Genomic DNA, 24916 nt, shown 5'->3' with positions numbered 1-24916 from the left:
GAATAGAAGTAATGTCAGTTATTCGCAGTGTATTTAGTATTTTCTTTTATACAATAAACACTCTTTTTTGGTTTGTGCCTATTTTTATTTGTGGCATCGTTAAGTTAATCCCAATCAAACCACTACAAAAATTAATGAGCTGGACGGCCAAGCAATGTGCCTCTATTTGGGTGACCTTCAACACGTTAAATCAAACGTTATTAACGCCAACTAAACTTAATGTTATTGGCCTTGAAGAGCTTAAATTAAAAGATTGGTACCTAGTTATTGCGAACCATCAAAGCTGGGTGGATATTTTAGTGTTACAGCGGGTGTTTAACCGAAAAATACCTTTTTTGAACTTCTTTTTGAAAAAAGAGCTTATTTACGTACCTGTTTTAGGTTTGTGTTGGTGGGCACTCGACTTTCCTTTTATGACCCGTACCAGTAAAAGCCAATTAAAAAAGAATCCTAAATTGCGTGGTAAAGATTTAGAAACCACCCGTAAAGCCTGTGAAAAATTTAAAGAAATGCCAGTCAGTGTGGTTAACTTTGTTGAAGGGACGCGGTTTACAGCGCAAAAGCATGCGCGTCAAAATAGCCCGTTTCCTCACTTACTTAAACCGAAAGCGGGTGGTGTGGCGTTTGTAATGCAAGCCATGGGTGAGCAAATTTCTAAAGTGGTAAATGTCACTATTCATTACCCTGAGGGCATTCCTACCTTTATGGATTTTGCAGCCGGTAAAGTAAAACACATTGATGTACATGTTGAAGTAAAAGGCGTTAGTGACGACTTAATTGGTGATTACACTAATGATCCTGACTTTAGAGTACGCTTTCAAAGTGAATTAAACCGCGTGTGGGAAGAAAAAAACCAGACGTTGGTTAATCTCAAACAAAAATAACAAAATGAGCTGACAGTTATGCTAAAAAAATGGTTACCTAATTGGTTAAATGGCTTAATTGTTGGCTGTGTTTTATTTGCTAATTTAATAATATTTGGCGCATTAGTGCTTACCCTAGGGTTAGTTAAATTAGTGCTGCCCATACCTGTAGTGAGTAAATTATTACACAGTGCGTATAAAGGGTGGTGCAAAGGTAACCGCTTAGGGCTGTGGTTAGGCTGTAATAATATTAAAGTTAATATTAGTGGGGAGGTAAACGCCAACAGTTGGTATTTGCTAATCAGTAATCATATTAGCTGGCTTGATATTGCGGTATTGAGCTCGTTGGATGCATTGCCAGCCCCTAAGTTTTTTTTAAAAGATGAGCTTAAATACGTGCCATTTATTGGCACTGGTGCGTGGGCGATGGGTATGCCCTTTATGAAACGAGTGACCAAAGCGCAATTGGCTAAAAATCCGAATTTAAAAGGCTTAGATGTCGAGCGTACTAAGCGCAGTTGCCGTAACTTTCGTCATCATCCTACAACCATAGTTAACTTTGTAGAAGGTACGCGTTTTACTGCGCAAAAGCACCAGCATCAACAAAGTCCTTTTCAGCATTTATTAAAACCTAAGGCTGGTGGAACTGCTTTTGCCTTAGAGGTTTTAAACGAGCAGTTTGACGCTATGCTTAACACCAGTTTAGTGTATAGCGGTCAGTCAGATCATGTGTGTCGTAATATTTTAAAAGGCGAGTTGGAGTCTATTCATATTACTATTGAGGTTATGCCAATAAATACGCAGATGATTGGCAGTTACCAAACCGATAAGGCATTCAGGGCCCAGTTTCAGCAATACTTAAATAACTTATGGACAGTAAAAGATAAGCAATTAAGCGCTATTCATATTCAGCAAGCTAGTACTGAATTAACACCCAGTAAGGAAATTGAAATACCATGAGCAAAACACACCTACAGGAGCTAATTACTCCTTGGTTTGAAAAAGTCCCCGATGCTTTTTTTCTCAGCGCAATCACCGCCTCATCAATTGGCATTCTTTCATTATTATTTGTTTACTTATTTACTCGTCGCTTGATGTTACCGGGTATTCAAAAGGTGGTGACTAAACTCTCTCCTGAGCGTATTGGTTCATTGTCACCTATGTTAACTAAGCTGAATAAACGAATTGCTTGCTTGTTATGTTGTGTACTTTTTTTAGCCACATTTGATAGTGTTTATCCGGTTAATGCAATTGCTCAAGAGATCCTTAAAACCATTGGCCAAGCATTATTAATTATTTATATAGGTTTTATTATTAGCAGCATAGTGAGCATTGCTGGCGCTATTTATAACCAATTAGATTTTGCTCGCGAAGTACCTATTCAAGGCTTAATTCAAGTGGTTAAGCTGATCACCTTTATTGTGTGTTCAATATTAATTGTTAGTATTGTGCTTGAAAAATCGCCGACTTATATTCTCTCTGGTTTTGGTGCTATTGCCGCTGTTACTTTATTAGTATTTAAAGACACCATATTAGGTTTTGTCGCCAGCATTCAAATTGCCGCTAATCGTTTGGTGACCTATGGAGATTGGATCCAAGTAGATAACTACGGCGCCGATGGCGAAGTAATTGATTTAGGACTTAATACTGTAAAAGTGCGTAACTGGGATAACACCATAACGACCATCCCTACTTATATGCTGGTGGCCGGTTCATTTAAAAATTGGCGCGGTATGCAAGAATCTGGTGGGCGACGCATCAAGCGTTCTTTAAACATTGATATGAACAGCATCTTTTTAGTTGATGACGATTTTAAAGCGCAAATAGAAGCGGCTATACCACTGCAAGAATATATTCGACTAGGCACACTTCCCGATCCGGTGTCGAACTTAGGGCTATTTCGTCGCTATGCAGAGGGTTACTTAAAACAACACAGTAAAATCAATACCTCGCTCACACTTATGGTGCGTGAACTACAACCGCTTAATCATGGCTTACCGATTGAGTTTTACTGCTTCAGTGAAGACAAACGTTGGATATCGTACGAGCACTTACAAGCTGAAATTATGGACCATTTACTGGCCGTATTACCTGTGTTTGGGCTGCGCGCTTATCAAAGTGTCAGTGGGCAATTAAGCCCAGCTGACGGAGCCAATATGGCAGGTAAACCCAGCATTAAAGTGCCCAATAATGCTGTCCAAGGCCAACACCAATAAACAATAACAATAGCCACCAAATAGGTGGCTTTTTAATACGTAACCATGCAAACGCAGCAATCACTAATGCAATTTGCCAAATATTGCTTACGGCAGAAGTCCAAATGGGCGAATATAATGCAGCTGCCAAAAAGCCAACTACAGCAGCATTAAGCGCTGCAATTGAGCTGGCAAAGCGAGGATTACTGGCCAAGTTTATCCAGCTTTTTTGAAACGCCAGCATCAGTAAAAAACCGGGTGAAAATATCAATAATGTTGCGATTAGCGCACCCACTAATGGTTGTGCAGAGTTCAATTGTGCCCCCAAGTAGGTGGCTATAGTAAACATTGGGCCAGGAACGGCTTGGGCACTGGCGTACGCAGTTAAGAATTGATCATTACTCAGCGTTGGAACTCCCGCTTGCAAAACAGGTAATACAACGTGTCCACCACCAAATACCATGGCACCTGCTTGGTAAAAAGGCGCGAATAACGCAGCGTTTTCGCCAAGTGGGATAAAGCTGATGGCAAGTAGTAGTGCAAATAAGCCAAGAGCAATCCAATTGATGTTGGTTTTTTCTCTGCTAACATTTTCTGTAGATTTAGCTAAGTTAAGTAAAGGCCATAAAGCACCGATAATGGCAGCGGTTACTAAAATGGCGATTTGAGTGCCCAACATAGGAAATAAAATCAGTGCTAAAGTACTCATTATTGCCAGAAGTTTAAGTACCGCACTGGTGCAAAAGCTCTTCGCCATACTAAGGGTCGCATCAGCAACAATAACCACGGCAAATAGTTTCAAACCTGCAATAATAGCAAAATAAACAGCATCAAACTGATGTGCACTTATTGCAATTAGCACCATGATCAAAAACGAAGGCAGGGTAAAGCCTATAAACGCAGCGATACCACCGAGTACACCCGCACGTTCTACGCCAATAGCAAAGCTAACCTGACTTGAACCAGGGCCTGGCAGAGCTTGACTTAAGCTAATTAGCTGCGCGTAACGCGCTGTACTTAACCAGCGAAGCGAATCAACAAAGTGGTGCTTAAAGTAACCTAAATGCGCGGCAGGGCCGCCAAAGCTCATGCAGCCAAGCAAAAAAAACTGCCTAAAAATCGCAATTAACATAGTGTCCATCGCCTTTTGATAAATCATAAAATTGTCACAAACAAGTATGACATTATTATGAAACGCTATCACTACTTCCTTATTTGATAGGCAATATCAACGCTTATACGTTATTCTTCATTGTTGGTTCATACATATATTTGCATAATCGCAATAATAAATTCTAAATGAATAGGAAATTACCATGATGTTAACTAAATCACTTTTAAGTGTCACTGTCGTTGCTGTATTACTTTCTGGCTGTGAAATGAATAACACAGGTAAAGGTGCCGCTATTGGTGCAGCCGCGGGTGGTATTTTAGGTAAAGCTACAGGTAATCATAAAGATAAGCGTATTTTTATTGGTGCAGCTATTGGTGCGCTAGCGGGTGCTGCTGTAGGTGATTACATGGATAAACAAGAAGCTGCTTTTCGTGATGAGTTAGCGGGTTCGGGAGTTGAAGTGGTTCGTGAAGGCGATAACTTACGCTTAGTGATGCCCTCTAATATTACGTTTGCGACTGATCAATCTTATATTTCATCGGGCTTTCATGACACTCTAAATGCGATAGCAAGTGTAATGAATAAATACGAAAAAACCTACTTAAGTGTTGAAGGTCACACCGACAGCACGGGCAAAGACAGTTACAACATGACTCTTTCAGAGCAGCGTGCACAAAGTGTAAAAAACTACTTAGTGAACCAGCAAATTATGGCGGCACGAGTAAGCACGAGTGGCTATGGCGAATCACGCCCAATAGCGACTAACGACACAGCGAATGGTCGTGCGCAAAATCGCCGAGTAGAAATTCAAATTGTACCAAACACTCAAGGTTAGCTTTTGTAGTTACAAACCGCGTTTGCGCGCGGTTTGTGTACTTATTTAAAGGGCACTTTTAAATAAGTTAGTTGTCATAAGGAGTTCTTCATAGGGACATGTTTATGACAAATTGGCGTACAGCAATTATTTTATCGGTATGTTTACATGGGTTAGTTTTGTTTTTTTTAACTACCTTAAAAGCCCCTAAAATTAAACAGCCGCAATTAACGCCAATTAAAGCGTATATGGTGAATGTGCCTGCCAAAACTAAAGTAACGCAACAAGCCACTCAGCAAAGCGCTAATAAAAATGTTAATACAGAAATAACCCCAACCAAGCCTGTTAATGCAACCCAATCAAAACCACTAAATGCGACTAATAAAAAAACAAAGGAGACGACTGAGCCGGTAAGTACCACCTCCATAAACACCCACCCTGTAACCGCAACGTCTTATAAAAAGATCGACCTGAAAAAAGGGCTCAATAGTATTTTACAGCAACAAACTGGCTATTCTGATACTGCAAAGAATGACCCTCAGAAAAAGCGCATTACCGTCCCAAAAGAGCATGCAGGGAAGGTGAAGCCGCTATTAAAAATAGAGCAGCAAAATATGCAATTTACCACTTACCGACGAGGTGATAGCTGTTTTAAAAAGGTATCCGTTGGTGCTGGAGTTATGCCAAAAAATGACTTGCCAGATAGTTATATTGTTGGTGCAAAGTGCGATAAAACCAAGCTAACTGAGGCTTACGATACCGCAATGAATAAATGGCTTGATAAAAAGTAGCGACTAAATTGCAATCAATCTAGATTAAACTGTAATTCACATAGCTTTTGATACAAAGGGTTGCTTGCCATTAATTGCTGATGAGTGCCTGTGGCTTTTATTTCGCCATTTTCCATTACCACAATCATATCGGCGTGTTTTACCGTGGCTAGTCTATGGGCAATAATCAGCGTTGTTCTATTTTGCATTAAGTGCTCAAGTGCGGCCTGAACATGATGCTCGCTTTGCGCATCAAGTGCGCTGGTAGCTTCATCGAGTAGCAGTATTTCGGGATCTTTTAAAATGGCGCGGGCAAGTACAATACGCTGCTTTTGCCCACCCGAAAGCCTAACACCTTGCTCACCTAAAAAGCTGTTATAGCCTTGTGGTAACTGTTTTATAAATTCATCAGCATGTGCATGTTTGGCGGCCGCATAAACTTGCTCGTCACTGGCGCTTGGGTTGCCATAGCGAATGTTATGCATGACATCAGAGCTAAATAAAATCGGGTTTTGTGCCACCATGCCCATTTTGTTGCGTAAGGTGTTTAACGACAACTGTTTAATATCTATATTATGAAACTTAATCGCTCCGCTGGCTGGATCGTAAAAGCGCTGCAATAGTTCAAATAAGGTAGTTTTACCCGCACCGGAAGGGCCAACAATAGCCACAGTTTTACCTGTTTCAATATTTAAGCTGATATTATTTAATGCGCTTACATCTGGGCGAGAAGGGTAATTAAAACTAATACCTTCAAGTGAAATTGCACTGTTGCTGGTTGTTGCATGTAACTCATCATCTTGTGGAATTTCGGGGTTTTGTATTTTACTTTCAACGGCGAGCAGTTCGAGCAATCTTGCTGCGGCTCCTGCGGCGCGCTGTAGTTCACCATAAACCTCTGCAACGGTCGCTACCGACATGGCCACCATAATGGCATAAAACACAAAAGCACCGAGTTCACCGCCCGTCATAGTGCCTGCTAACACATCACTACCGCCTACCCAGAGCATGGCACTAATAGCACTAAAGGTAAGAAAAATAACAGCTGCAATTAAAAACGAACGTTGTTTAATTCGGCTTTTAGCCACATTAAAGGCCTTTTCGGTTTCAAGCGCAAAAGCAGATTGTTCTTGATGTTCGTGGCTATAACTTTGTACCACTTTTATGTTTTGAATGATCTCACCCGCGTAGGTGCTTATATCGGCAATAGCATCTTGGCTAGAACTGGCGAGTTTGCGCACCTTTTTACCAAACACTATCATAGGCACCAGTACTAAAGGGACGCAGGCCACAACGACCAAGGTAAGCTTTAAATTAGTAACAAGCAGCATAATTAAACCACCGACTAACATTAGCGCGCTTCGCAGTGCCATAGAAAATGACGAGCCAATAATAGATTGTAATAATGTGGTGTCGGTGGTTAAACGCGACATCAGCTCGCCGCTACGATTTTCTTCAAAGTAACTCGGGTGCAAGGTAACAATACGATTAAACACGGCTTTTCGAATGTCGTTACTGACTCGTTCGCCAATCCACGACATTAAATAAAATCGGCTGAATGTACCCACTGCCAATAAACTGATCAAACCAATTAATACCAACACAGCTTGTTGTAATTGCGCTTGCGAGCCGGCAATAAAGCCATGATCAATCACAAATTTAACGCCTTGCCCTAGCGATAAGTTAACTCCTGCGGTGGCAAGTAACGCCACTAAAGCCCCTAAAACTACCCATTTATAAGGCTTAATAAAATTGAATATAGGGAATAAAGCGCTAAAGGCGGCTTTATCTGAAGCAGGCTTGTCTGTAGGCATAGTAGATTCTTATTGATGATTAAGGTATAGATATGGCATCAATAGATTAAAAATCAATAGTATTAAAAATCATCAATAAGGAAAAATTATGACAACTAAACAGGTAACAGGCGAGTTTACCGTTTCATTAGCGCCTATAGAGGGGTATGCACACGGGCAGCAAGGCGTTAATTTAGGTCGTATGTCGATTGATAAACAATTTACTGGTGGCCTAACCGCAACTAGCCAAGGTGAAATGCTCAGCGCCATGACCCCCACCCAAGGCAGTGCCGGTTATGTGGCTATTGAACAAGTAATAGGCGAACTTGATGGTTTGCAAGGTGGTTTTGTACTGCAGCATTTTGGCACCATGGATAAAGGCCAAGATAGCTTGATTTTAAAAGTGGTACCCGACTCAGGCACTGATGAGCTCGCAGGATTAACCGGCAGTATGAAAATACGGATTGAGCAAGGGATTCACCATTACGATTTTGAATACATGTTATAAGTTCAATAAGGATTAAAATGCAAAAAGTAATCGAATTCAGAAAGGCCCGTTTTTTGGGTGGGGTAGATATAGTCGCACTAAATGATCGCATACAGGAATTAAACCAAGACGGCTGGAAAGTAATAAACGCAGTGCCATTGACAGGCTTTTATGGGCAAGTGCATGGTTATGCATTACTTATTGAAAATGAAGAAATATAAGGGTTACTAATGGCATTATCATTATGGTTTAGCTTAGCACTGGTATGCATGATGGGCGCAATGTCGCCAGGGCCTAGTTTAGCTGTGGTATTAAAGCATAGCTTAAATGGCGGGATGAAAAATGGCATGCTGGCAGCGTTAAGCCATGGTTTTGGGGTTGGCTTATATGCAGCGGCCTCATTATTGGGATTAGGCGCATTGATGTTGCAGTTTCCTACTGTGTATCAATTTTTAGTGTACTTAGGGGCAGCCTATTTAGCGTATTTAGGTTTGAAAATACTATTTTCAAAACCTAACGACAGCGAGCTGCAAGTTCAAAAAAGTGCAGTGAGCAGTTCTAAGGCGTTACAAGATGGTTTTGCGATTGCATTTTTAAATCCTAAGTTGGCAATTTTCTTTTTGGCGCTATTTTCGCAGTTTATCGATCCAGAAAACCTTACATTAAACATCGGTATTATTATGTGCTTAACCGTTTTTGTAATAGATACTGGGTGGTATTTATTGGTGGCTTTACTCACTGATGTGTCTAAAAAGCGCTTTGGCTTTACCAAGCAAAATGTGTGGTTAGATAGACTATTAGGTATGGTATTTATTGCGCTTGCGATCAAAGTGGTAATAGGATTTTAACTATCAAAGTGATTGAATTGCGTACAGTTGGTAATTAATGTAACTTAAAAAAACTATAATTTAAAAGTGATAAAACGATGTCTAATATAATTTTAAAAAGTGCCACTTTTGATAACAAAGTCAAACAGTACTGGATGTGTTTAGCTGCAATATTTAGCCTTTTTCCAGTTGTAACTATTGTGCTTTTACCCGTTGTATTGCTTTTGGTGTGGCTAGTCGCAGGGCGAGTATTAGCAGCTATGTCGGCCGATTTACTAGAGCGCAAGCTAGTGGTTAAACGTGGTATTTTGTTTAAAGAAGAAAAATCGATTCCGCTTGAAAAAATCACTGATGTGGGATTAAGTCAGGGGCCATTAATGCGACTATTTGGTTTATACCGCTTAAGCTTTGAAACTGCAGGGCAGTCTGGTCACGGTGCATTAGTATCGTTACTTGGGGTAGTTAATGCCAGTGAATTTCGTGAAGCCATTTTAACTCAAAAAGATAACCTCACTGCAGATCAGCCAGCCCAATCTAATAACGATGAACCACAAAGCCAAGTAGAGCTCATCCGCTCGCTTACCTACAGCGTAAAAAATATCGAGCAAATGTTAGTCAACTTGTTGGATGAGAGGAAGTAAGGCGCAGGTATACATTAATTTTCGGCGATCGGTTGATCGCCGAGAGATTTAATTTTTGGCCTTTAAAATGCCTGACAAACAGCTTCTGCTTTACAGGTAATAACTGTGACGTTTTCATAACCTACGCGTGTCAGTGCTTCAGCACTTAGTGTTGCACGCGCACCACTAGCGCAATGTAAGTAAATAGGGCGTGCTGCGTCTTTTTCTATTTCCATTAACTTCATTTCAAGTAAGCCGCGCGGAATATTAATTGCGCCGGTAGCGGCTTTGGTTGCATGTTCAGCCGGTTCACGCACATCAATGAGTAATCCTTTGTTTTCACTGATCTCCTGTTTAGCTTGTTCGGCGTCGATACGACGTTGATTAGGCGTAATAATTTTTAGTAAATCGGGGATAGATGTAAGCATGGTGATTATTCCTTAAAGCCAAGTTTGCGTAATAGAGTGATCATTGGGCACCAGCTAGTAAAAGCTGATTGGATTAAGTTTACAGCGATAAAAGCGGTAAAGTATATCCACTTCGGATCGTGATACGTTTGCAAAAGGATTGATACAACAATCATGATGCCAGCGATAAGACGAAGTGCGTTATTGAGTTTCATAATAGTAGGCCACTTATTTGATTGAGTACAGAGCTACTATATTAGATATTATTAAATTAGTAAATTCTAATATTAGACATTTCTTATCTAGCAATTTATACTAAGTGCATATTTTAGAATAAGAGCATAGTATGAAAATTGACTTTACAGCGATGGCGACTAATGTAGATCAAGCTGAGCAGCTATTAAAAATATTAGCGAATAAAAATCGACTAATGATTTTATGCTCATTACAAGATACCGAAATGAGTGTGTCGCAGCTTAACGAAGCCGTACCGCTAGCGCAGTCTGCGTTATCACAGCACCTAGCGGCACTGCGCAAAGCCAATGTAGTGGCTACTCGCCGCGAAAGCCAAACTATCTATTACCGCGTGATTGATCAAAATGCCGTGCATTTGTTAGGCACATTATATGGACTGTTTTGCAAGGGCTAAAAGTTATGAGCATGATTGATAACGCAGTAAAAAGCAGCTTAAGTGGCCGTATTCCGGTTATTATTTTTGTGTTGTCGATTTTGTTTGGCTTATTTGCTTTACAACAAACAGCGCGAGAAGAAGAACCACAAATAGTGGTGCCTATGCTCGATATATACGTATCGGCGCCCAACGTAGAAGCTCCAGAGGTAGCCAGATTGGTTACCCAGCCACTTGAAAAGCTACTTGCCCAACTTGGCGGTGTGGAACATATTTATTCCACTACACAAACGAATGCCGCAGTGGTTACACTTCGCTTTGAGGTTGGCCATGACCGCGAACAAGCTATTTTAGATACCTATGCAAAACTTAACAGTTATCAACATACTATGGCTTCTGTTATCAAAAGTTGGCAAATACGGCCCGTTGAAGTGGATGATGTACCTATTGTTATGCTGGGGCTATACAGTAAAGACCCACAACTTTATGGTGATTACGAGTTAACCCGCTTTGCTAACGAAATAGCCAACAGTTTACAGCGTATTGAACACACCAGTGAAGTAAAAGTCATTGCTGGTCGTAAACGAACCCTCACCATTAATTTAAATGCCAGCGCATTGGCTGCCCACCAAACAACCGTAAATGACGTTTTTTATGCATTAAGCGTGTCTAATCAACTAACGCAAGTAGGCAGTGTGGTTGATGGTCAGCAGCAAATTGAATTGCAAGCAGGTGATGTTCTACGAAGTCAATCTGCTGTAGAACAGCTAGTAGTGAATGTTGTTAATGGCAAAAGTGTTTACTTGCTTGATGTTGCAAACGTTATTGATGGCCCAAGTGAAGCTAAGCATTACCAATGGCTTGCTCAATCGGCAAACCAGCAGCATTTACCAATGGTAACACTAAGCGTTGCAAAACAAACCGGCACGAACGCTGTTGCCGTCGCCAACGATGTTCATCAAATGATGACGCAGCTAACACGCACGCTATTACCCACTGAGGTGAGCTATGCGGTATTAAGAGATTATGGCCAAACTGCCGATGAAAAAGTAAATAACCTCACTTCAAGTTTAGTCTTTGCGGTCTTTACTGTGGTGATATTTGTGGGGGTGTTTTTAGGTTGGCGTCCGGCGGTTGTGGTAGGGCTGGCTGTGCCTATTTGTTATGGCATTACACTCTCATTAGATTTTGCATTTGGTTACACCATTAACCGGGTGACCTTATTTGCGCTTATTTTATCTTTGGGTTTACTGGTAGATGACCCAATCACAGGTATTGATAATATTAGCCGCTTTTTGAATAAAAAAGGCGATAAAAAACAGCAGATTGTTGGTGCAATGAGCGAAATTCGAAATGCCTTGCTTATGTCGACACTCACTATAATGGTGGCGTTTATTCCACTGGCATTTATCACCGGAATGATGGGGCCGTACATGGCACCTATGGCATTTAATGTGCCGGTTAGCGTGATGGTTTCTACCATTGTTGCATTTTTTGTAACCCCTTGGCTTGCGATGAAGTTACTCAAGCCTGATAACGAACAACCCTCCGAGCTTGCTCCTAAAGTTGGTGCATATCAAAGAATATTAAGCCCATTATTGGTTTCTAAGGGGCGAGCAAAACTTGTTTTGTGGCTAACCCTAGCATTATTTATTATTAGCGCCATGTTACCCGTGATGCGTTTGGTGCCTTTAAAGCTACTCCCTTTTGATAATAAAAATGAGCTGCAAGTACTGATAGATATGCCAGAGGGGACTAATCTGGAGCGCACAGCTGCATTTACTAAACAAATCCAAACACTCACATGGCAATTAAACGAAGTAAGTGAAATAGCGGCCTATGTTGGCCAACCCTCTAGTATGGATTTTAATGGTATGGTGCGCGGTTATTATCGCCGTGAGGCAGCGAATCTCGCCGAGCTGAGGGTATTGTTAGTGGATAAGTCTGAGCGCGATCATCAATCCCATGGAGTGGTTATGCGCCTTCGCGAACAGCTCGCGATGCTAGCAACCGATGGCATTGTAATAAAAGTCGTTGAAGTACCACCAGGGCCGCCGGTACTGAGTACCTTAGTTGCTGAGGTTTACCGGGATGCTTTTGTTGATGAGCAAACACATTCTCACGCTGCCCAGCAGTTAGCTGCGCGTTTACAACAAGAGCCTCATGTAGTTGAAGTTGATACCTCAATGGTGGCACCCTCGCCATTACAACGTTTTGTTACCAATAAAACCAAGGCCGCACTCAGTGCGGTTTCAACTCAAAATATTGCACAAACACTCAGTATTGCCTCTCAAGGTGAAAACGTAGGTGTACTTTATGTGAGCAATGAAACAGAGCCCGTTGATATTAAATTACAGCTACCGTACAGCGAGCGAAATCAGCTTTCGCAATTACTTGCACTTCAGGTAAGGGGCGACAGAGATTTAGCTAAAACCAGTAACGAGTTTGGTTTTAGCAGTGCGCCAAGGCCGTTAGTATCGCTTTCAGAACTCGGTGAATTTACACAACATCATGTTGCTAAAACGATTGTTCGTAAAGATCAGCGCGACGTGATTTATGTTATGGCTGAGCTTAATGGGCGCACACCAGCGGAAGTGATTGCTGATGTGAATGCTGATTTAAATGTATCAAACGATGAGTTTGTTAAAACATCGTGGGTAGGTCGTCACTTTTTTAATAATGGCGGAACTGCTCCATGGCAATTACCAAAAGGAACCCATGTCAGCTTTAGCGGCGAGGGGGAATGGCGCATAACCATTGATGTATTTAGAGATATGGGCATTGCCTTTGCGTTTGCGCTCAGTGCCATATTTATAATTTTACGGGTACAAACACAGTCGGCGAGTTTATCGCTGATTATCATGTCGGCTATTCCGTTAACAGTGATAGGTATAATGCCAGGTTTTTGGCTGTTAAATCAGTTTGGTGAGCGCTCCATAGCAGGTGCCCCAGAGCCGGTATTATTTACTGCCACAGCGATGATAGGCATGATTGCCCTTGCAGGTATCGTGGTGCGTAACTCACTTATTTTGGTTGAGTTTATTAATCAAGCTCGCGGCCAAGGCATGGCAATTAAAGAGGCGCTTGTTGCAGCGGGTACGGTGCGAATGCGCCCTGTGCTCCTAACCGCAGGTACCACTTTGTTGGGTAACTTAGTGATCACACTCGATCCGGTATTTAGCGGGCTCGCGATTGCGATTATTTTTGGCATTGTGGCGTCTACATTATTTTCATTATTTGTAGTACCGCTTGTTTATTATTTAGTGTTTGCAAGCACAGAGGATAAAGCGCATGCAGGGTAAATCAAAACTTATAGGCACATTTGCCGCGTTATTTGTCATTATTATGGCTGTGTTTTATATGGCAGGCAGCTTTTCTGACAAGAAAGCTGCTGGCTTAAAAGAATCACAAATAACGAGCTATCAAGGTGAGCGAGTAACGGTAACGCTGCAAAGTATTGCAGGCACTGAGCAGGTACCAGGTAGTGTAATAGCAAAACAAAATACGCAAATTTCATCGCATGTTATGGCGCAGGTTGAGCAGTTAAAAGTACGTGCTGGCGATAAAGTCGCTAAGGGAGATTTACTTATTATGCTCAAGCAAGATGATTTTAAAGCGGCGTTAGCGCAAAGCAGCGCAAATATTAATGCGGTGCAAGCGTCGTTAACGCAAGCTAAAAAGCAACTAGCCAGAATGATTGATTTAAATGCGCAAGGATTAGTATCTGTTAGTGAATTAGATGACGCCAAAGCAAAGTTTGAAAACTTAACCGCTAATTTAGCGGTTGCTAAGCAACAGCAAACGCAAGCTCAGGTATCGCTTAATTATACGCGTATTACTGCCCCTATTTCGGGCGTGGTCGTTGAGCGTCTAACTGAACCTGGCGATACTGCAACACCCGGTAAACCGCTGATTACTTTGTATAACCCATTACAGTTACAGCTTGAATTTAATGTACGTGAACAACAAGCAGTAAAATTAAGAGTAGGGGACAGTTTAAATGTGGTATTACCTTCTCTAGATATAACAACACCCGCAACGGTGAGCGAAATTGTACCAGTGGCAGATAACGCGGCGCGCAGCTTGCTTATTCGTTTAGAAGCCGATGCGCAACTTGGTTTAATGCCAGGCCTTTATGCTCAACTACAGTTACCAATAAAAAGTACCCAAGGTGTATTAATTGATCCACGTTGGGTGCATGAATTTGGTCAGCTCAATATGGTGTATGTACTTGAAAACGAAACGCTGGTTAAACGTTTCGTGCGTTTAAGCAGTATTATAAATAACCAGCAACACGTAATAGCAGGCCTAAAAGAGGGTGATGTACTTGCTGTTGATTACATGCCAAGTCAAAGCGACTAAATAAAACTCGCAATTTCATCAATCGACTTTTTATCTAGGGCGTGCAGCGGCACTGTTGCATGCTCATCTGGGTAACCGGTAATAAGTAACATATAAGGGCGTTCGTTGTCTTTATCACGCCCACAAATATCGGTTAGAAAACTCATCGGTTTTGGTGTGTGGGTAAGTGTTGCAAGGCCTGCGCGGTGCAAGGCTTGAATTAAAAAGCCAGTGGCAAGGCCTACCGATTCATGCACATAGTAATTGGTGTTTTTATCGTCCGTATTTACACCCCCCTTTTTTTGACTAAACACCGCGATTAACCATGGCGCGTGCTCTAAATAGGGTTTGTTAGCATCGGTGCCTAAGGGTTTTAATGCATCAAGCCATTCTTCGCCTGCGCGACCTTCATAAAATGAGCGCTCTAGCTTTTCAGCGGCCTCTCGTATTTGTTTTTTAACATCTGCACTATTAATGGCCACAAAATGCCATGGCTGGTGGTTTGCGCCACTAGGTGCTGTACCTGCCGCTTTTATACAGGTTTCGATGATTTCTTTTGGCACTGGGCGGTTACTAAAGCTGCGAATACTATGACGGCGTTGACTCGTTTGTAAAAACTCATTCGCACGCGTCAGCATTTCCTCTTGAGGGTATTCTATAAAATCGGCTAATGGTTGGCTTTTATGATTTTGCATGGCTGTTCGCTTCTTATTTTTAGAGTGTGTGGTTTAAAATAGCAGCAAAGGCTTTATCTGCTAAGGTTTATAAAACCCGCGCTACGCATAAAATATTTATATCATATTACAAGGCTTAGCCAATAGATAAGAGCCTATTAGGTATCCTAAAACAGTAAAAGTCAGCTATTTTAGGATACTATTTTAAGCAAACAGGTCGCTATTTTGAGTGTTTATTCATAACGTAAGGCATCAATGGGATTAAGCCTAGCTGCTTTTATTGCGGGAGCTAAACCAAATACAATACCGATTAAAGAGGTAAAACCAAACGACAGCATAATAGCCCAGCCTGGTATATAAGCGTCGGGCATGCTTGGTACAGAGAGCGAAATGAGCTCGGCAGCACCATAGCCAATGACTAAGCCAATTAAGCCTCCAAATAATGACAGCACCACGGCTTCAACTAAAAATTGCAGCATGATAAAACCAGGAGTCGCCCCCAGTGCTTTTAATGTGCCTATCACACGGGTGCGTTCGGTGACAGATACAAGCATAATGTTCATTACACCAATACCGCCAACAACAAGACTGATACCTACAATCCCTGCGGTAATTGCTGTAGCGCTACCTGTAAATTTATCAACGTTAGCGCGTGCTTTTTCAGCTGTTTCAAATTCAAAGTCGTTTTCTTGATTGTCTTTTAGTTTATGTAATTGGCGTAAAATGCGAGTGATTTTAGCAAGTACCAATTCTTCATCACTGTCTTCTTTGAGTCTAAACATAATTTGTACATTGCTGCTGCTACTTGGACCCTCTAATGCGCTCATGGTACTGATGGGAATATTAATATAATCGTCTTGATCGAACCCCAATAAACTACCTTGTTTTTCAGCCACGCCAATAATTCTAAACCACTCGCCGCCAAGTTTAATATATTCGCCTACAGGGTTTTTTGGCAGGTTTAGCTTTTCAATAATGGATGGACCAATAAAAGCGACTCGACGGCGCTTTTCATCATCCTCTGCGCGAATAAAGCGCCCAAGTTCTGGAAAGGTTCTATACGCTTTTTGGTAATCTTGCTCTGTACCCATTACTCGTGATGAGTGGCTTTTATTTCCATATTCAGCGCCACCAGAAAAACGCCAAGTAAACATCAGTGCAGTGAGTGTTTCAGCCTCTTTTACTCGGGCTTTTAAGACTAAAAAATCGTTGTAAGTGAGTTTAGCATTTTTGCCCACCATTTCTTGTTCAATGCTGGTAAAGGGTTTAATTGTGGTTACATCAGGTGCCATATCTGCGAGTTGATCGTTAATTTGCTTAGTAAAGCCTTGCATAACGGCTACCACTGTAATAACCGCGGCAACCCCAATTATAATCCCTAAACAAGTGAGTGCGCTTCGCATGGCATTGGCTTTAATGGCCATTAGTGCTGCTTTTGTTCCTTCCATAATTGCAATAGCAGATTTAAACATGCTGTTTGTCTCCTTCACCTTTACGCACATCGCTCACTACCTTGCCATCAACTAAGCGAATAACTCGCTGGCAATGATCTGCAATATCTTGTTCGTGAGTTACCAAAATAATGGTGTGGCCTTCATTATGTAGCTCATCAAATAGCGCCATAATTTCAGTGGTAGTTTTGCTGTCTAGATTCCCGGTTGGTTCGTCACCGAGTAAAATATGCGGTTTAGTCACTAGCGCTCGTGCAATGGCAACACGCTGGCGTTGCCCACCAGACAACTGGCTTGATAGATGATCCACTTTATCACCGAGTCCTACACGTTTGAGTGCATCGAGGGCTTTTTGTTTACGTTGTTTTGCGGGTATAAACCTATAAACCAAAGGCTGCATCACATTTTCAAGTGCCGACGCACGCGGAAGTAAGTTAAAGCTCTGAAAAATAAAGCCAACACTTTCGTTACGCTGATGAGCGAGCTCGGTTTCTGTCATACTTTTTACAAGTTTATCTTTTAAAAAGTAATCCCCAGTAGTTGGAGTATCTAAGCAACCCAATAAGTTCATTAAAGTTGACTTACCTGAACCTGAAGGACCGATTATAGCGACATACTCGTTTTCATTAATGACCACGTTTACATCATCTAGGGCCTTAAATATTTGCTCACCCATTTTGTATTGCTTGTTAATATGCTCAAGCTTGATTACCGCCGACATTATTGCGCATCCTTGGCAGTTGTTTGCTTAACTTTTACCGTATCATTTTCTTTTAGTTTACTGATAGGACGTGCAGGGCCAATAACAATTCGCTCCCCTTTATTTAAACCTTGGGTAATTGCTTGCTCTATATCTGAAGAAATACCCACTTCTACATAGGCTTTGCTTACAGTGTTATCGTCGTTTAAACGCCATACAAACGTTTTGTCATCTTCTTTTTGTACGGCTTCGATAGGGAGCTTTAAGCCATTCACAGCAAGGCTTGTTGCGATTTCTGCACGGCAGCTCATACCTGCATATAGTTGCCTATCGGTATTATCAAGTAACACTTTCACTCGAAATGATAAACCTTGTGAACCTGCTTGGTTTTTTGCTGAGGTTCCAATGTTAATGACCTTGCCAGTGAAGGGTTGATTGGGGTACGCAGCAGCATAAATATCTGCATGCTGGTCCAATTTAATGCCAGCAATATCAGTTTCATCAACTCTGAGCTCAGCTAAAATAGCGCTTGGGTCGGCAACCAGCATTAAATCTGAGCCAATAATATTAGTGGTGCCGGCAATAACGGTTTCGCCTTCTTTAATATTTACTGAGGCGAGCAAACCACTCATTGGAGCACGAAATACACTTTTGCTAAGTCTATCTTCAGCGATTGAAAGAGAGGCTTTGGCTTGATTATAAGACTCTACTCTGGCTTCAATATCTATTTTGGCAAGGTCGCGTGCATTTTGTAAGTTCTCGTATACTTCTTGCCCTGCTAGGCCTACGTCATAAAGCTCTTTTTGACGTTTAAGCTGACGTTCAAAGTTCAAAAGGCGTGTTTTACTGTGTTTAATTTCTATTTCGCTAGCTCGCAATACCGCTTTATTACGTGTTACTTCTGACTCAAAAGCAGTGGTATCTAAGCGCATTAAAATGTCGCCTTGTTTTACACTTTGCCCTTCTTCAACAAACACCTTGTCGACTCGTCCGGTTACCTCTGAACGTAACTGCACTTGAGTATTAAAGACTAAATTGCCAGAGGCCATAATGGAGTCTGCAATACTACCTTGCTCAACCTGTGCAACATTTACCTCTGGTGCTTTTTCATCGCCAGTAATTTGCTTTGATACGATAAGAGCAATAAAAGCTGCAATTGCAAGGGTAATGATAATCGCTTTTTTCATTTTTATTTCCGTATTTATGAGTAGGCAGAAAAGTTTGCCTACATTCCTTTAAGCAACAATAATAATTGTCCAGATGCTGTAAATGATAATGGTCGGTAGCGCAGCAAAAAGAAGTGCTTTATTAAAGCTGAAATTAGTCCAACACTTTAACCCAATAGCAACCAAAGCTATGCTCCAAAGACTAAAAATACTTAAACTCTCCATCATATTATAGAAGCTATCTCCAAGCTCTAATCCCAGAAATAACTGATTTATAGACGCGTAATTGAATAAACTAATAGGTAATTCATTGTTACTGGCTGTAAGAACTAGCGCAACAACACCTAAACTTGAAATAACCATGGGCATCATGCTCCAAACACCAAAACCATACCACGCACCATAGCTATAATTAGCATCAGGGTCTTGCTTAGATATCAACATGTAATACCCAGATAGGAGTGCATTTATAAAAAGAAGGCCGAAAATACCCCCGCCAATTGCAAACCACACTTGGTTATCGAGGCTTTGCTCCATACTTTGACGGATCATTTTTTTCTCGCCGATTGTGGCATCCACACTCGCTGCAGCAACCTGCTGGTCTAAAATAAATTGTGAGTCTGCAGTGGTATAAAATGTATAAGCAGAGGCTGCAAGGGTTAGAGCGAGAAGTGCAAAAGCAAGCCAAGACCAGCCTTTAGCTTCTTTTAGCCCATTAAAAGCCTTGCTTGGGCTGATAAAAATGTCGATACAAGCAGATAGCGCGTTAGATGACTTCATGATTATTCCTTTATGATTTTCTCAATAGTGAACTATATAGTTATCAGTCATATACTAAGGTAAAAGCGAGGTAAGTTGATTTATTAATTGTAACGGTTTGTTAACAAGGTGTGGCGTGATTAGATCTAGTTAAGTTATTTAAAACGAGAAAGGGCCTTTCGGCCCTTAGTGTTGCAGCAAGTAACACATTCTTTTTATAGGCTAAAGTCGACAGCGTAGGCTACATAAGCTTTAACATCTGAGCCGTCCATGTCGTTATCAGATAGGCCAAAGGTAAAACCATCTTTAGACACTGATACACCATAATCAATAATATTGTCATCACCGATGAAATCGCCTGAGTAATGCCCTATGTGTAGCGCCATTTCAGTGCCATTGCTACCAACAGCGAAGCTGTAATCGGCGTTTAAATACAGTGAATCACCAAAATCAGTACCATCACCACTGGCAGCAGATGTTGCAAGTACGGCTGCACCAAATGTAAAACCTTGCACACTAATGCTACCGTAAACTTCTGAAAAATCTGCATCGGCACCTGATGCCGCATCTGGGTAAGCGTAATAAATATAACCTACGTCATAACTTACGTTTTCATTAATAGCGCCGCCAAAACCGGCGTATAAGTCTAGTTCGTAGGTCATTTCATCGGCCCAAGACGCATTTGACGCCCACGTACCTGCATAAAATCCAGATTCATTAGCGTAATCAATACCGCCAGATACAGCTGCATCGCCCCCAGTTTGCTCTTGTCCGCGCCATAAGTAGTTAGAAGTAGCGGCTGCATTGGCTGTTACTTCGGCAAATGCAGTAGTTGATGTCATTCCTGTTAATGCCAATGCACCGATGAGTATTGTTTTTTGTAGTTTTAGCATGTTTCATTTCCCATTGTATGATTTTGCACGCCAAGGTTTTTTATTATAAACGACTACAACCTTTTGAACGGCGGCGTATTATTACGTTACTGCAGGGGGAATTGCACTGTATGTGCCAGCTTCCATTTATTTAATAAAAAATAAATTTTATATTATAAAACAAGGTGTTGAAGTTATGCGCAAAGACGCTTAGTGAAAAGTATGTAAGGAAAGAACACACTGCTGGTGCAAAAAAAAGCCTGGCTGCACCATTAGAGCGCTACCAGGCTATCTATATTAGGATCTATTGACCTTTGAAAATTTAACCTTGAAAGGTCTACAGACCCTAACGTTAAGCTAGTTTATTAAAGCTAATTGCGTTTGATATACGTTTTAACCAAAAATGGTACGCATAAGTGTAATTGTTTCGTTTACACTACGGCCTTTTTGTACTTCGCTAATAATAGAGTCACGTTTAGCACGAATATGTTCTGGGATATCATCAGCAGCAAGAGCGCGATCCACTAAAATCTCAGCAGATTCTTTACCTCGGCGTGGCGCTTTACTGCTGCTCGAAGTGCTACGTGTAGGTTTATTTAGTAGCTTAATGTAGTTAGAGTTATCTGCAGTATTCGTATCTGCATAATAAAAAAAGCAAGGTATTAGCGCTTTTATATCCACTAACTGAGTTTCTAGTTCATTACCTGCATTGGCCATTTTAAACCATGACATAGCGTGAATGCTTTGTACTACATCTTGCCAGTAACGCTCAAAGTCACGGTTATTTAATTTGGTGATACCAAGTGCGGAGCAAAGTGCATCTAAGCGACTGTTACTAATCGGTGTAAATACATCAGGGCGGCGCATTGCTAATAAACGGGTGGCAGGCGCCAGAGTTGGTTTTTCATCACTACCATTAAATGCACTCAAATAAGCAATTACAAATTGTTGGTAATTACCTAGCGCTACATCACCCTCAAGTGGAATGTTGCTGAGTGCATCGTCGAATGCACCTGGCAAATCAGCCAGCATCAGGTGAAAACCTTTGGCGCTTTTGGTAGAGGCAAACCATTCTACATCAAAGTTATAAGTACTCGGATCGAGTGATGCCATATGCTTACCGCTAAAAGCGAGTAAGTCTTCAGGGATCATATCTTTTAACGGCTTTTCACGCAGGCCTGAGATATAAGCAGTTAAACGTAATTGCTCATCAAGTGCCACCAGTTCTTTATGTTGTTCTACAAACATACTCACTACCGGCCAAGGTGCTACCCGTAATGTTTTTAACTGTAAAAAGCTAATCGCTGAAATAAGTTGGTCGTGCAGTTTTTTTAATAATGGTAATTGTGAGGTTTCGAGTAAGTCGTAATTAATGCGGTCGCGGCTTGCACTTAATAGCTCGTAACACCAACCTAAAAAATCTTCTGGATGGTTTTCCACTTTCACGGCCATCAGGTTTAGGCTTAGCTCTGAAGATTGCTTCAGAATGTTTTGATAAATTTGACTTTCTTGTTCGCCTAATGCCATTTTTGACGGTGAAATTAGCAGTTTCTTCATGCCTTGTAGACTCTCCGGTTAGATATATTTTTTAGTCGCTACATTTTAGCTTATTTAGGCTAAATACAACAGGGGCGCGCATCATACCGAACAATTGCAGCAATGTAATCAGGGGCATGAATCTTTAAATTTATTAAAATGAGTTTTGAAAACCTGATTTTAAAAAGGGATGCCCTAATTGATATGTTTTTTATTTATTTAACAATGCTTTTAGTGTTAACTCCCGCTATGATAAGAACATTATTTGCACGTTTGAAAGGATGATCATGAAGACCTTATTTAAAGTTATTGGTGTCATATTATTGCTATGCATAGCGTTAATTGTTGCTGCACCTTTTTTAATTCCTACTGATACCATTTTTAATAAAGTGTCTGAGCAGGTTGAAAAAACAACCGGGCGCACATTAACCATAAAGGGCGATAAAACCCTCAGTGTATTCCCTGCATTAAAATTAGAGCTTAATGATGTGCATTTTGCCAATATGCCTAGCGGCTCTCGCGCTGATATGGCAAGTATGCAGCAACTTGCCATTCATATTCCTTGGCTTTCATTACTCGGTGGCGAGTTAAAGCTAGAAAAGTTTGTCATTAATGAGCCTGATATTTTGCTAGAAACCGATAAAAGCGGTAAAGCTAACTGGCAGTTATTTGATGCAGTGGCCAAGCAACCTGAGCAGCAAACTCAATCGGGTGAGGCAGTCAAACTACCTGAAAACTTTGATATTCAATTAGGTGAAGTCGCTATTTATGGCGGGTCGTTTACATATTTAGATGGTCAAACGGGTGCTAAACAACAAATTAGCGATTTAGAACTGGCTATATTACTGCCTTCACTGCGCAAACAGCTCGAAGTCAAAGGGGCTATTACTTATATGCAAGAGCGATTTGAGCTTGATGTAAAACTTGATACTCCAGCAAAAGCGATTGAAGGTGCCCCATTTAATGTAAAGCAAACGCTTAACTCACGTTTAGTCGATTTAACGTTTGATGGCAGCATAGCCAAACAAGGCCAAGATATTAAAGGGTTATTAGCACTTAACGGTGATTCAGTTAAAAATATTGCTAACTGGCAAGGGGTTGACTTAAACGCTAAAGACAATGCGTTTAATGCCTTTAGTATCAATACCCAAATGCACTTGCTCAGTGAGGAGTTTAACCTAACAGAATTAGTTGCAACGCTCGATGCTCTCGAGATTAAAGGTAAAAGTAAGGTGAATCTAGGCAGCCGTTTAGCGGTTAATGCTGATATTGACCTAGGGATGCTTGATTTAAATCCTTACTTACCAGAAACCGTAGCTAAAAAAGAAGCCCCAGTAAAAGACGAGTCTAAGCCTGCAGAGCCAATAGTGTGGGATGATACTAAAATTGATTTAAGTGGCTTAAGTGCATTAGATGCAAATGTGATTGTTCGTTCAAGTGGTTTAAAAGCTAACGACATTAAACTAGGCGCTAATCAGTTTACTATGGCACTTAAAAATAGCATTGCTAAATTAAGCTTAGATAGCTTTGTCGCTTATGAAGGAACAGGTAAAGGGGTGGTTACTATCAATGCCCAAAATACCCCTTATAAAATAGCAACCAACTTCGATTTAGATAAAATAGAGGCACAGCCCTTACTTACTGATGCTGCAGGCTTTGATAAGCTAATGGGCAAGGGCTCTTTAAGTTGGAATCTAACCACAGCAGGGCAAAGCCAAAAAACGTTTATTAACGCGCTTAATGGTAAGCTAGGGTTCAAGTTCGCGGATGGTGCCGTTAAGGGAGCAAACGTAGCGGAAATGGTGCGTAAGGGTAAAGAGCTAGTTAAAGGCAACTTTAATGCCGTGTCTGAGGGATTAGATACAGGATTTGAAGAATCTGAGAAAACCGATTTCTCTGCACTTTCTGGTAGTTTTAACTTTACCAATGGCGTAGGCAAAAATACTGATTTATCGTTGATCAGCCCTTTAATACGCATTTCAGGTGAAGGAGACGTTGATTTACCGCAAACGCTCGTTAACTATCGACTAGTAACAGGCGTCGTGGACTCTATTGAAGGTCAAGGTACAACCGATGACAGTACTGGCTTTAAAGTTCCTTTACGCATAAAAGGCCCGTTTCATGACGTGAATATAAAGCTTGATGTAAGCAATGCTTTAAAAGATGAAGCTAAGCAAAAGCTTGATGATGCAAAAGACAAAGCTAAAGATAAAATTAAAGACAAATTAAAAGGTTTGTTTGGCTAATTTTAATTACTGATATAAAACAAGGCATCAACAAGATGCCTTGTTTGTTTTATAACCACCTGTAAATTAGATAAATAGCATAGAAAACCTCGTTTTAATTTAGCATCCCTATTAAATTAATTAAAAAATAACCTACCACTCCCCCCTCAATGCTGATACAATTGCCCGCCCTTAAGAGACATCTAGTATGTTTTTTGAGTGGAATTCAATCGAAATGTCTTGATTTTAAACAAATTTAAGACAAGTTGTAATTACTACACCGGAGGTCATTAACATGATCCAAATGCAAACTCAGCTGGAAGTTGCTGATAACAGCGGCGCTCGCAAAGTGCAGTGTATAAAAGTCCTTGGTGGTTCACACCGTCGCTATGCAGCGATTGGCGATATCATTAAAGTTTCTGTAAAAGAAGCGATTCCTCGCGGTAAAGTGAAGAAAGGTGATGTTAAAAACGCGGTAGTTGTGCGTACCAAAAAAGGCGTTCGTCGTCCAGACGGTTCATTGATCCGTTTCGACAGCAATGCGGCTGTTATCTTAAATGATAACTTGCAGCCTATTGGTACTCGTATTTTCGGCCCTGTGACTCGCGAACTTCGTAATGAAAAGTTCATGAAAATCGTTTCACTAGCCCCAGAAGTACTGTAAGGAGTCTATC

25 protein-coding genes are annotated in these 24916 nt (G+C 41.0%); 14 read left to right on the top strand and 11 right to left on the bottom strand.

All coding sequences use genetic code 11. The annotated features are described in order from the left end of the window. The first annotated feature begins 11 nt into the window (after window positions 1-11). The 3 genes from yihG (KK487_RS14545) to KK487_RS14535 are packed head-to-tail and all read left to right on the top strand — an operon-like array spanning window position 12 to window position 3079. Entirely contained in the window at window positions 12-884 is an 873-nt protein-coding gene (yihG, locus tag KK487_RS14545; RefSeq protein ID WP_008109502.1) for a 1-acylglycerol-3-phosphate O-acyltransferase, YihG family, read from the top strand. An 18-nt stretch (window positions 885-902) separates the two neighbouring features. Next, window positions 903-1823 (top strand): 1-acylglycerol-3-phosphate O-acyltransferase, YihG family, encoded by a 921-nt coding sequence (yihG, locus tag KK487_RS14540; protein ID WP_013466094.1) that lies wholly within the window; start codon window positions 903-905, stop codon window positions 1821-1823. Further along, a complete protein-coding gene (locus KK487_RS14535) occupies window positions 1820-3079 on the top strand; it encodes a mechanosensitive ion channel family protein (protein ID WP_016899329.1) in 1260 nt (419 codons plus the stop codon). Before yihG (KK487_RS14540) ends, KK487_RS14535 begins: the two co-directional genes overlap by 4 nt. Here the strand turns inward: KK487_RS14535 and chrA are convergent. Continuing rightward, window positions 3039-4190 (bottom strand): chromate efflux transporter, encoded by a 1152-nt coding sequence (gene chrA, locus KK487_RS14530; protein ID WP_024602198.1) that lies wholly within the window; start codon window positions 4188-4190, stop codon window positions 3039-3041. The genes KK487_RS14535 and chrA overlap by 41 nt on opposite strands. 184 nt (window positions 4191-4374) lie before the next feature. Here chrA and KK487_RS14525 point away from each other — a divergent pair, with 184 nt between their 5' ends. Further along, entirely contained in the window at window positions 4375-5007 is a 633-nt protein-coding gene (locus KK487_RS14525; RefSeq protein ID WP_016899327.1) for a YiaD family glycine zipper/OmpA-like lipoprotein, read from the top strand. Between the two features lie 104 nt (window positions 5008-5111). Further along, window positions 5112-5777: a hypothetical protein gene (locus tag KK487_RS14520; RefSeq protein ID WP_036957095.1), complete on the top strand. Its 666-nt coding sequence runs from the start codon at window positions 5112-5114 to the stop codon at window positions 5775-5777. Between the two features lie 14 nt (window positions 5778-5791). On the opposite strand, the gene KK487_RS14515 is transcribed toward KK487_RS14520, so the two are convergent. Beyond that, window positions 5792-7570, bottom strand: a complete 1779-nt coding sequence (locus KK487_RS14515; protein ID WP_036957096.1) for an ABC transporter transmembrane domain-containing protein — start codon at window positions 7568-7570, stop codon at window positions 5792-5794. 88 nt (window positions 7571-7658) lie between these two features. Between KK487_RS14515 and KK487_RS14510 the strand changes: the two genes are divergently transcribed. The 4 genes from KK487_RS14510 to KK487_RS14495 all read left to right on the top strand — a co-directional run bounded on the left by KK487_RS14510 (window position 7659) and on the right by KK487_RS14495 (window position 9504). Beyond that, on the top strand, window positions 7659-8057 hold the full coding sequence (locus KK487_RS14510; protein ID WP_013466088.1) for a DUF3224 domain-containing protein: 399 nt from the start codon (window positions 7659-7661) through the stop codon (window positions 8055-8057). A gap of 17 nt (window positions 8058-8074) precedes the next feature. Continuing rightward, complete coding sequence (locus KK487_RS14505; RefSeq protein WP_008109493.1) at window positions 8075-8257, top strand: hypothetical protein; 183 nt, start codon at window positions 8075-8077, stop codon at window positions 8255-8257. 9 nt (window positions 8258-8266) lie between these two features. Continuing rightward, window positions 8267-8884: a LysE family translocator gene (locus KK487_RS14500; RefSeq protein ID WP_013466086.1), complete on the top strand. Its 618-nt coding sequence runs from the start codon at window positions 8267-8269 to the stop codon at window positions 8882-8884. 77 nt (window positions 8885-8961) lie between these two features. Then, complete coding sequence (locus KK487_RS14495) at window positions 8962-9504, top strand: PH domain-containing protein (RefSeq protein ID WP_036957097.1); 543 nt, start codon at window positions 8962-8964, stop codon at window positions 9502-9504. Window positions 9505-9566: 62 nt separating this feature from the next. On the opposite strand, the gene KK487_RS14490 is transcribed toward KK487_RS14495, so the two are convergent. Then, a complete protein-coding gene (locus tag KK487_RS14490; RefSeq protein WP_008467278.1) occupies window positions 9567-9911 on the bottom strand; it encodes a rhodanese-like domain-containing protein in 345 nt (114 codons plus the stop codon). 5 nt (window positions 9912-9916) lie between these two features. Then, window positions 9917-10105 (bottom strand): YgaP family membrane protein, encoded by a 189-nt coding sequence (locus tag KK487_RS14485; RefSeq protein WP_008467276.1) that lies wholly within the window; start codon window positions 10103-10105, stop codon window positions 9917-9919. Window positions 10106-10236: 131 nt separating this feature from the next. On the opposite strand from KK487_RS14485, the gene KK487_RS14480 reads away from it, so the two are divergent. Genes KK487_RS14480 through KK487_RS14470 form a run of 3 tightly spaced genes read left to right on the top strand, consistent with a single transcriptional unit; the run spans window position 10237 to window position 14880 of the window. Next, window positions 10237-10539, top strand: coding sequence for an ArsR/SmtB family transcription factor (locus KK487_RS14480; protein ID WP_008467273.1), 303 nt, complete (start codon window positions 10237-10239; stop codon window positions 10537-10539). Between the two features lie 5 nt (window positions 10540-10544). Continuing rightward, window positions 10545-13820 carry an efflux RND transporter permease subunit gene (locus KK487_RS14475; protein WP_036957123.1) on the top strand — a complete coding sequence of 1092 codons (3276 nt, stop codon included), beginning with the start codon at window positions 10545-10547 and terminating at the stop codon, window positions 13818-13820. Further along, window positions 13810-14880 carry an efflux RND transporter periplasmic adaptor subunit gene (locus KK487_RS14470; RefSeq protein WP_128583458.1) on the top strand — a complete coding sequence of 357 codons (1071 nt, stop codon included), beginning with the start codon at window positions 13810-13812 and terminating at the stop codon, window positions 14878-14880. Before KK487_RS14475 ends, KK487_RS14470 begins: the two co-directional genes overlap by 11 nt. Here the strand turns inward: KK487_RS14470 and KK487_RS14465 are convergent. The 7 genes from KK487_RS14465 to KK487_RS14435 all read right to left on the bottom strand — a co-directional run bounded on the left by KK487_RS14465 (window position 14877) and on the right by KK487_RS14435 (window position 22038). After that, window positions 14877-15554: a nitroreductase family protein gene (locus tag KK487_RS14465; RefSeq protein ID WP_013466082.1), complete on the bottom strand. Its 678-nt coding sequence runs from the start codon at window positions 15552-15554 to the stop codon at window positions 14877-14879. The genes KK487_RS14470 and KK487_RS14465 overlap by 4 nt on opposite strands. Window positions 15555-15766: 212 nt before the next feature. Next, entirely contained in the window at window positions 15767-17005 is a 1239-nt protein-coding gene (locus tag KK487_RS14460) for an ABC transporter permease (RefSeq protein ID WP_013466081.1), read from the bottom strand. After that, window positions 16998-17705, bottom strand: coding sequence for an ABC transporter ATP-binding protein (locus KK487_RS14455; RefSeq protein ID WP_033102758.1), 708 nt, complete (start codon window positions 17703-17705; stop codon window positions 16998-17000). Before KK487_RS14455 ends, KK487_RS14460 begins: the two co-directional genes overlap by 8 nt. Continuing rightward, window positions 17705-18871: an efflux RND transporter periplasmic adaptor subunit gene (locus tag KK487_RS14450; protein ID WP_033102757.1), complete on the bottom strand. Its 1167-nt coding sequence runs from the start codon at window positions 18869-18871 to the stop codon at window positions 17705-17707. The genes KK487_RS14455 and KK487_RS14450 overlap by 1 nt, the downstream gene beginning before the upstream one ends. 48 nt (window positions 18872-18919) lie before the next feature. After that, entirely contained in the window at window positions 18920-19630 is a 711-nt protein-coding gene (locus KK487_RS14445) for a YIP1 family protein (protein WP_013466079.1), read from the bottom strand. A 194-nt stretch (window positions 19631-19824) separates the two neighbouring features. Next, entirely contained in the window at window positions 19825-20502 is a 678-nt protein-coding gene (locus KK487_RS14440) for a TorF family putative porin (RefSeq protein ID WP_016899323.1), read from the bottom strand. A 372-nt stretch (window positions 20503-20874) separates the two neighbouring features. Continuing rightward, window positions 20875-22038, bottom strand: coding sequence for a hypothetical protein (locus KK487_RS14435; protein ID WP_033102756.1), 1164 nt, complete (start codon window positions 22036-22038; stop codon window positions 20875-20877). 266 nt (window positions 22039-22304) lie between these two features. Between KK487_RS14435 and KK487_RS14430 the strand changes: the two genes are divergently transcribed. Together KK487_RS14430 and rplN are read left to right on the top strand one after the other, a co-directional pair. Beyond that, complete coding sequence (locus tag KK487_RS14430; RefSeq protein WP_215521875.1) at window positions 22305-24263, top strand: AsmA family protein; 1959 nt, start codon at window positions 22305-22307, stop codon at window positions 24261-24263. 274 nt (window positions 24264-24537) lie between these two features. After that, window positions 24538-24906, top strand: coding sequence for a 50S ribosomal protein L14 (gene rplN / locus KK487_RS14425; protein ID WP_008115397.1), 369 nt, complete (start codon window positions 24538-24540; stop codon window positions 24904-24906). Window positions 24907-24916 lie beyond the last annotated feature (10 nt).

This window comes from Pseudoalteromonas sp. SiA1 (genome assembly GCF_018732205.1).
Classification (GTDB): Bacteria; Pseudomonadota; Gammaproteobacteria; order Enterobacterales; family Alteromonadaceae; genus Pseudoalteromonas; species Pseudoalteromonas tetraodonis.
This window is presented reverse-complemented; position numbering and strand designations above follow the sequence as displayed.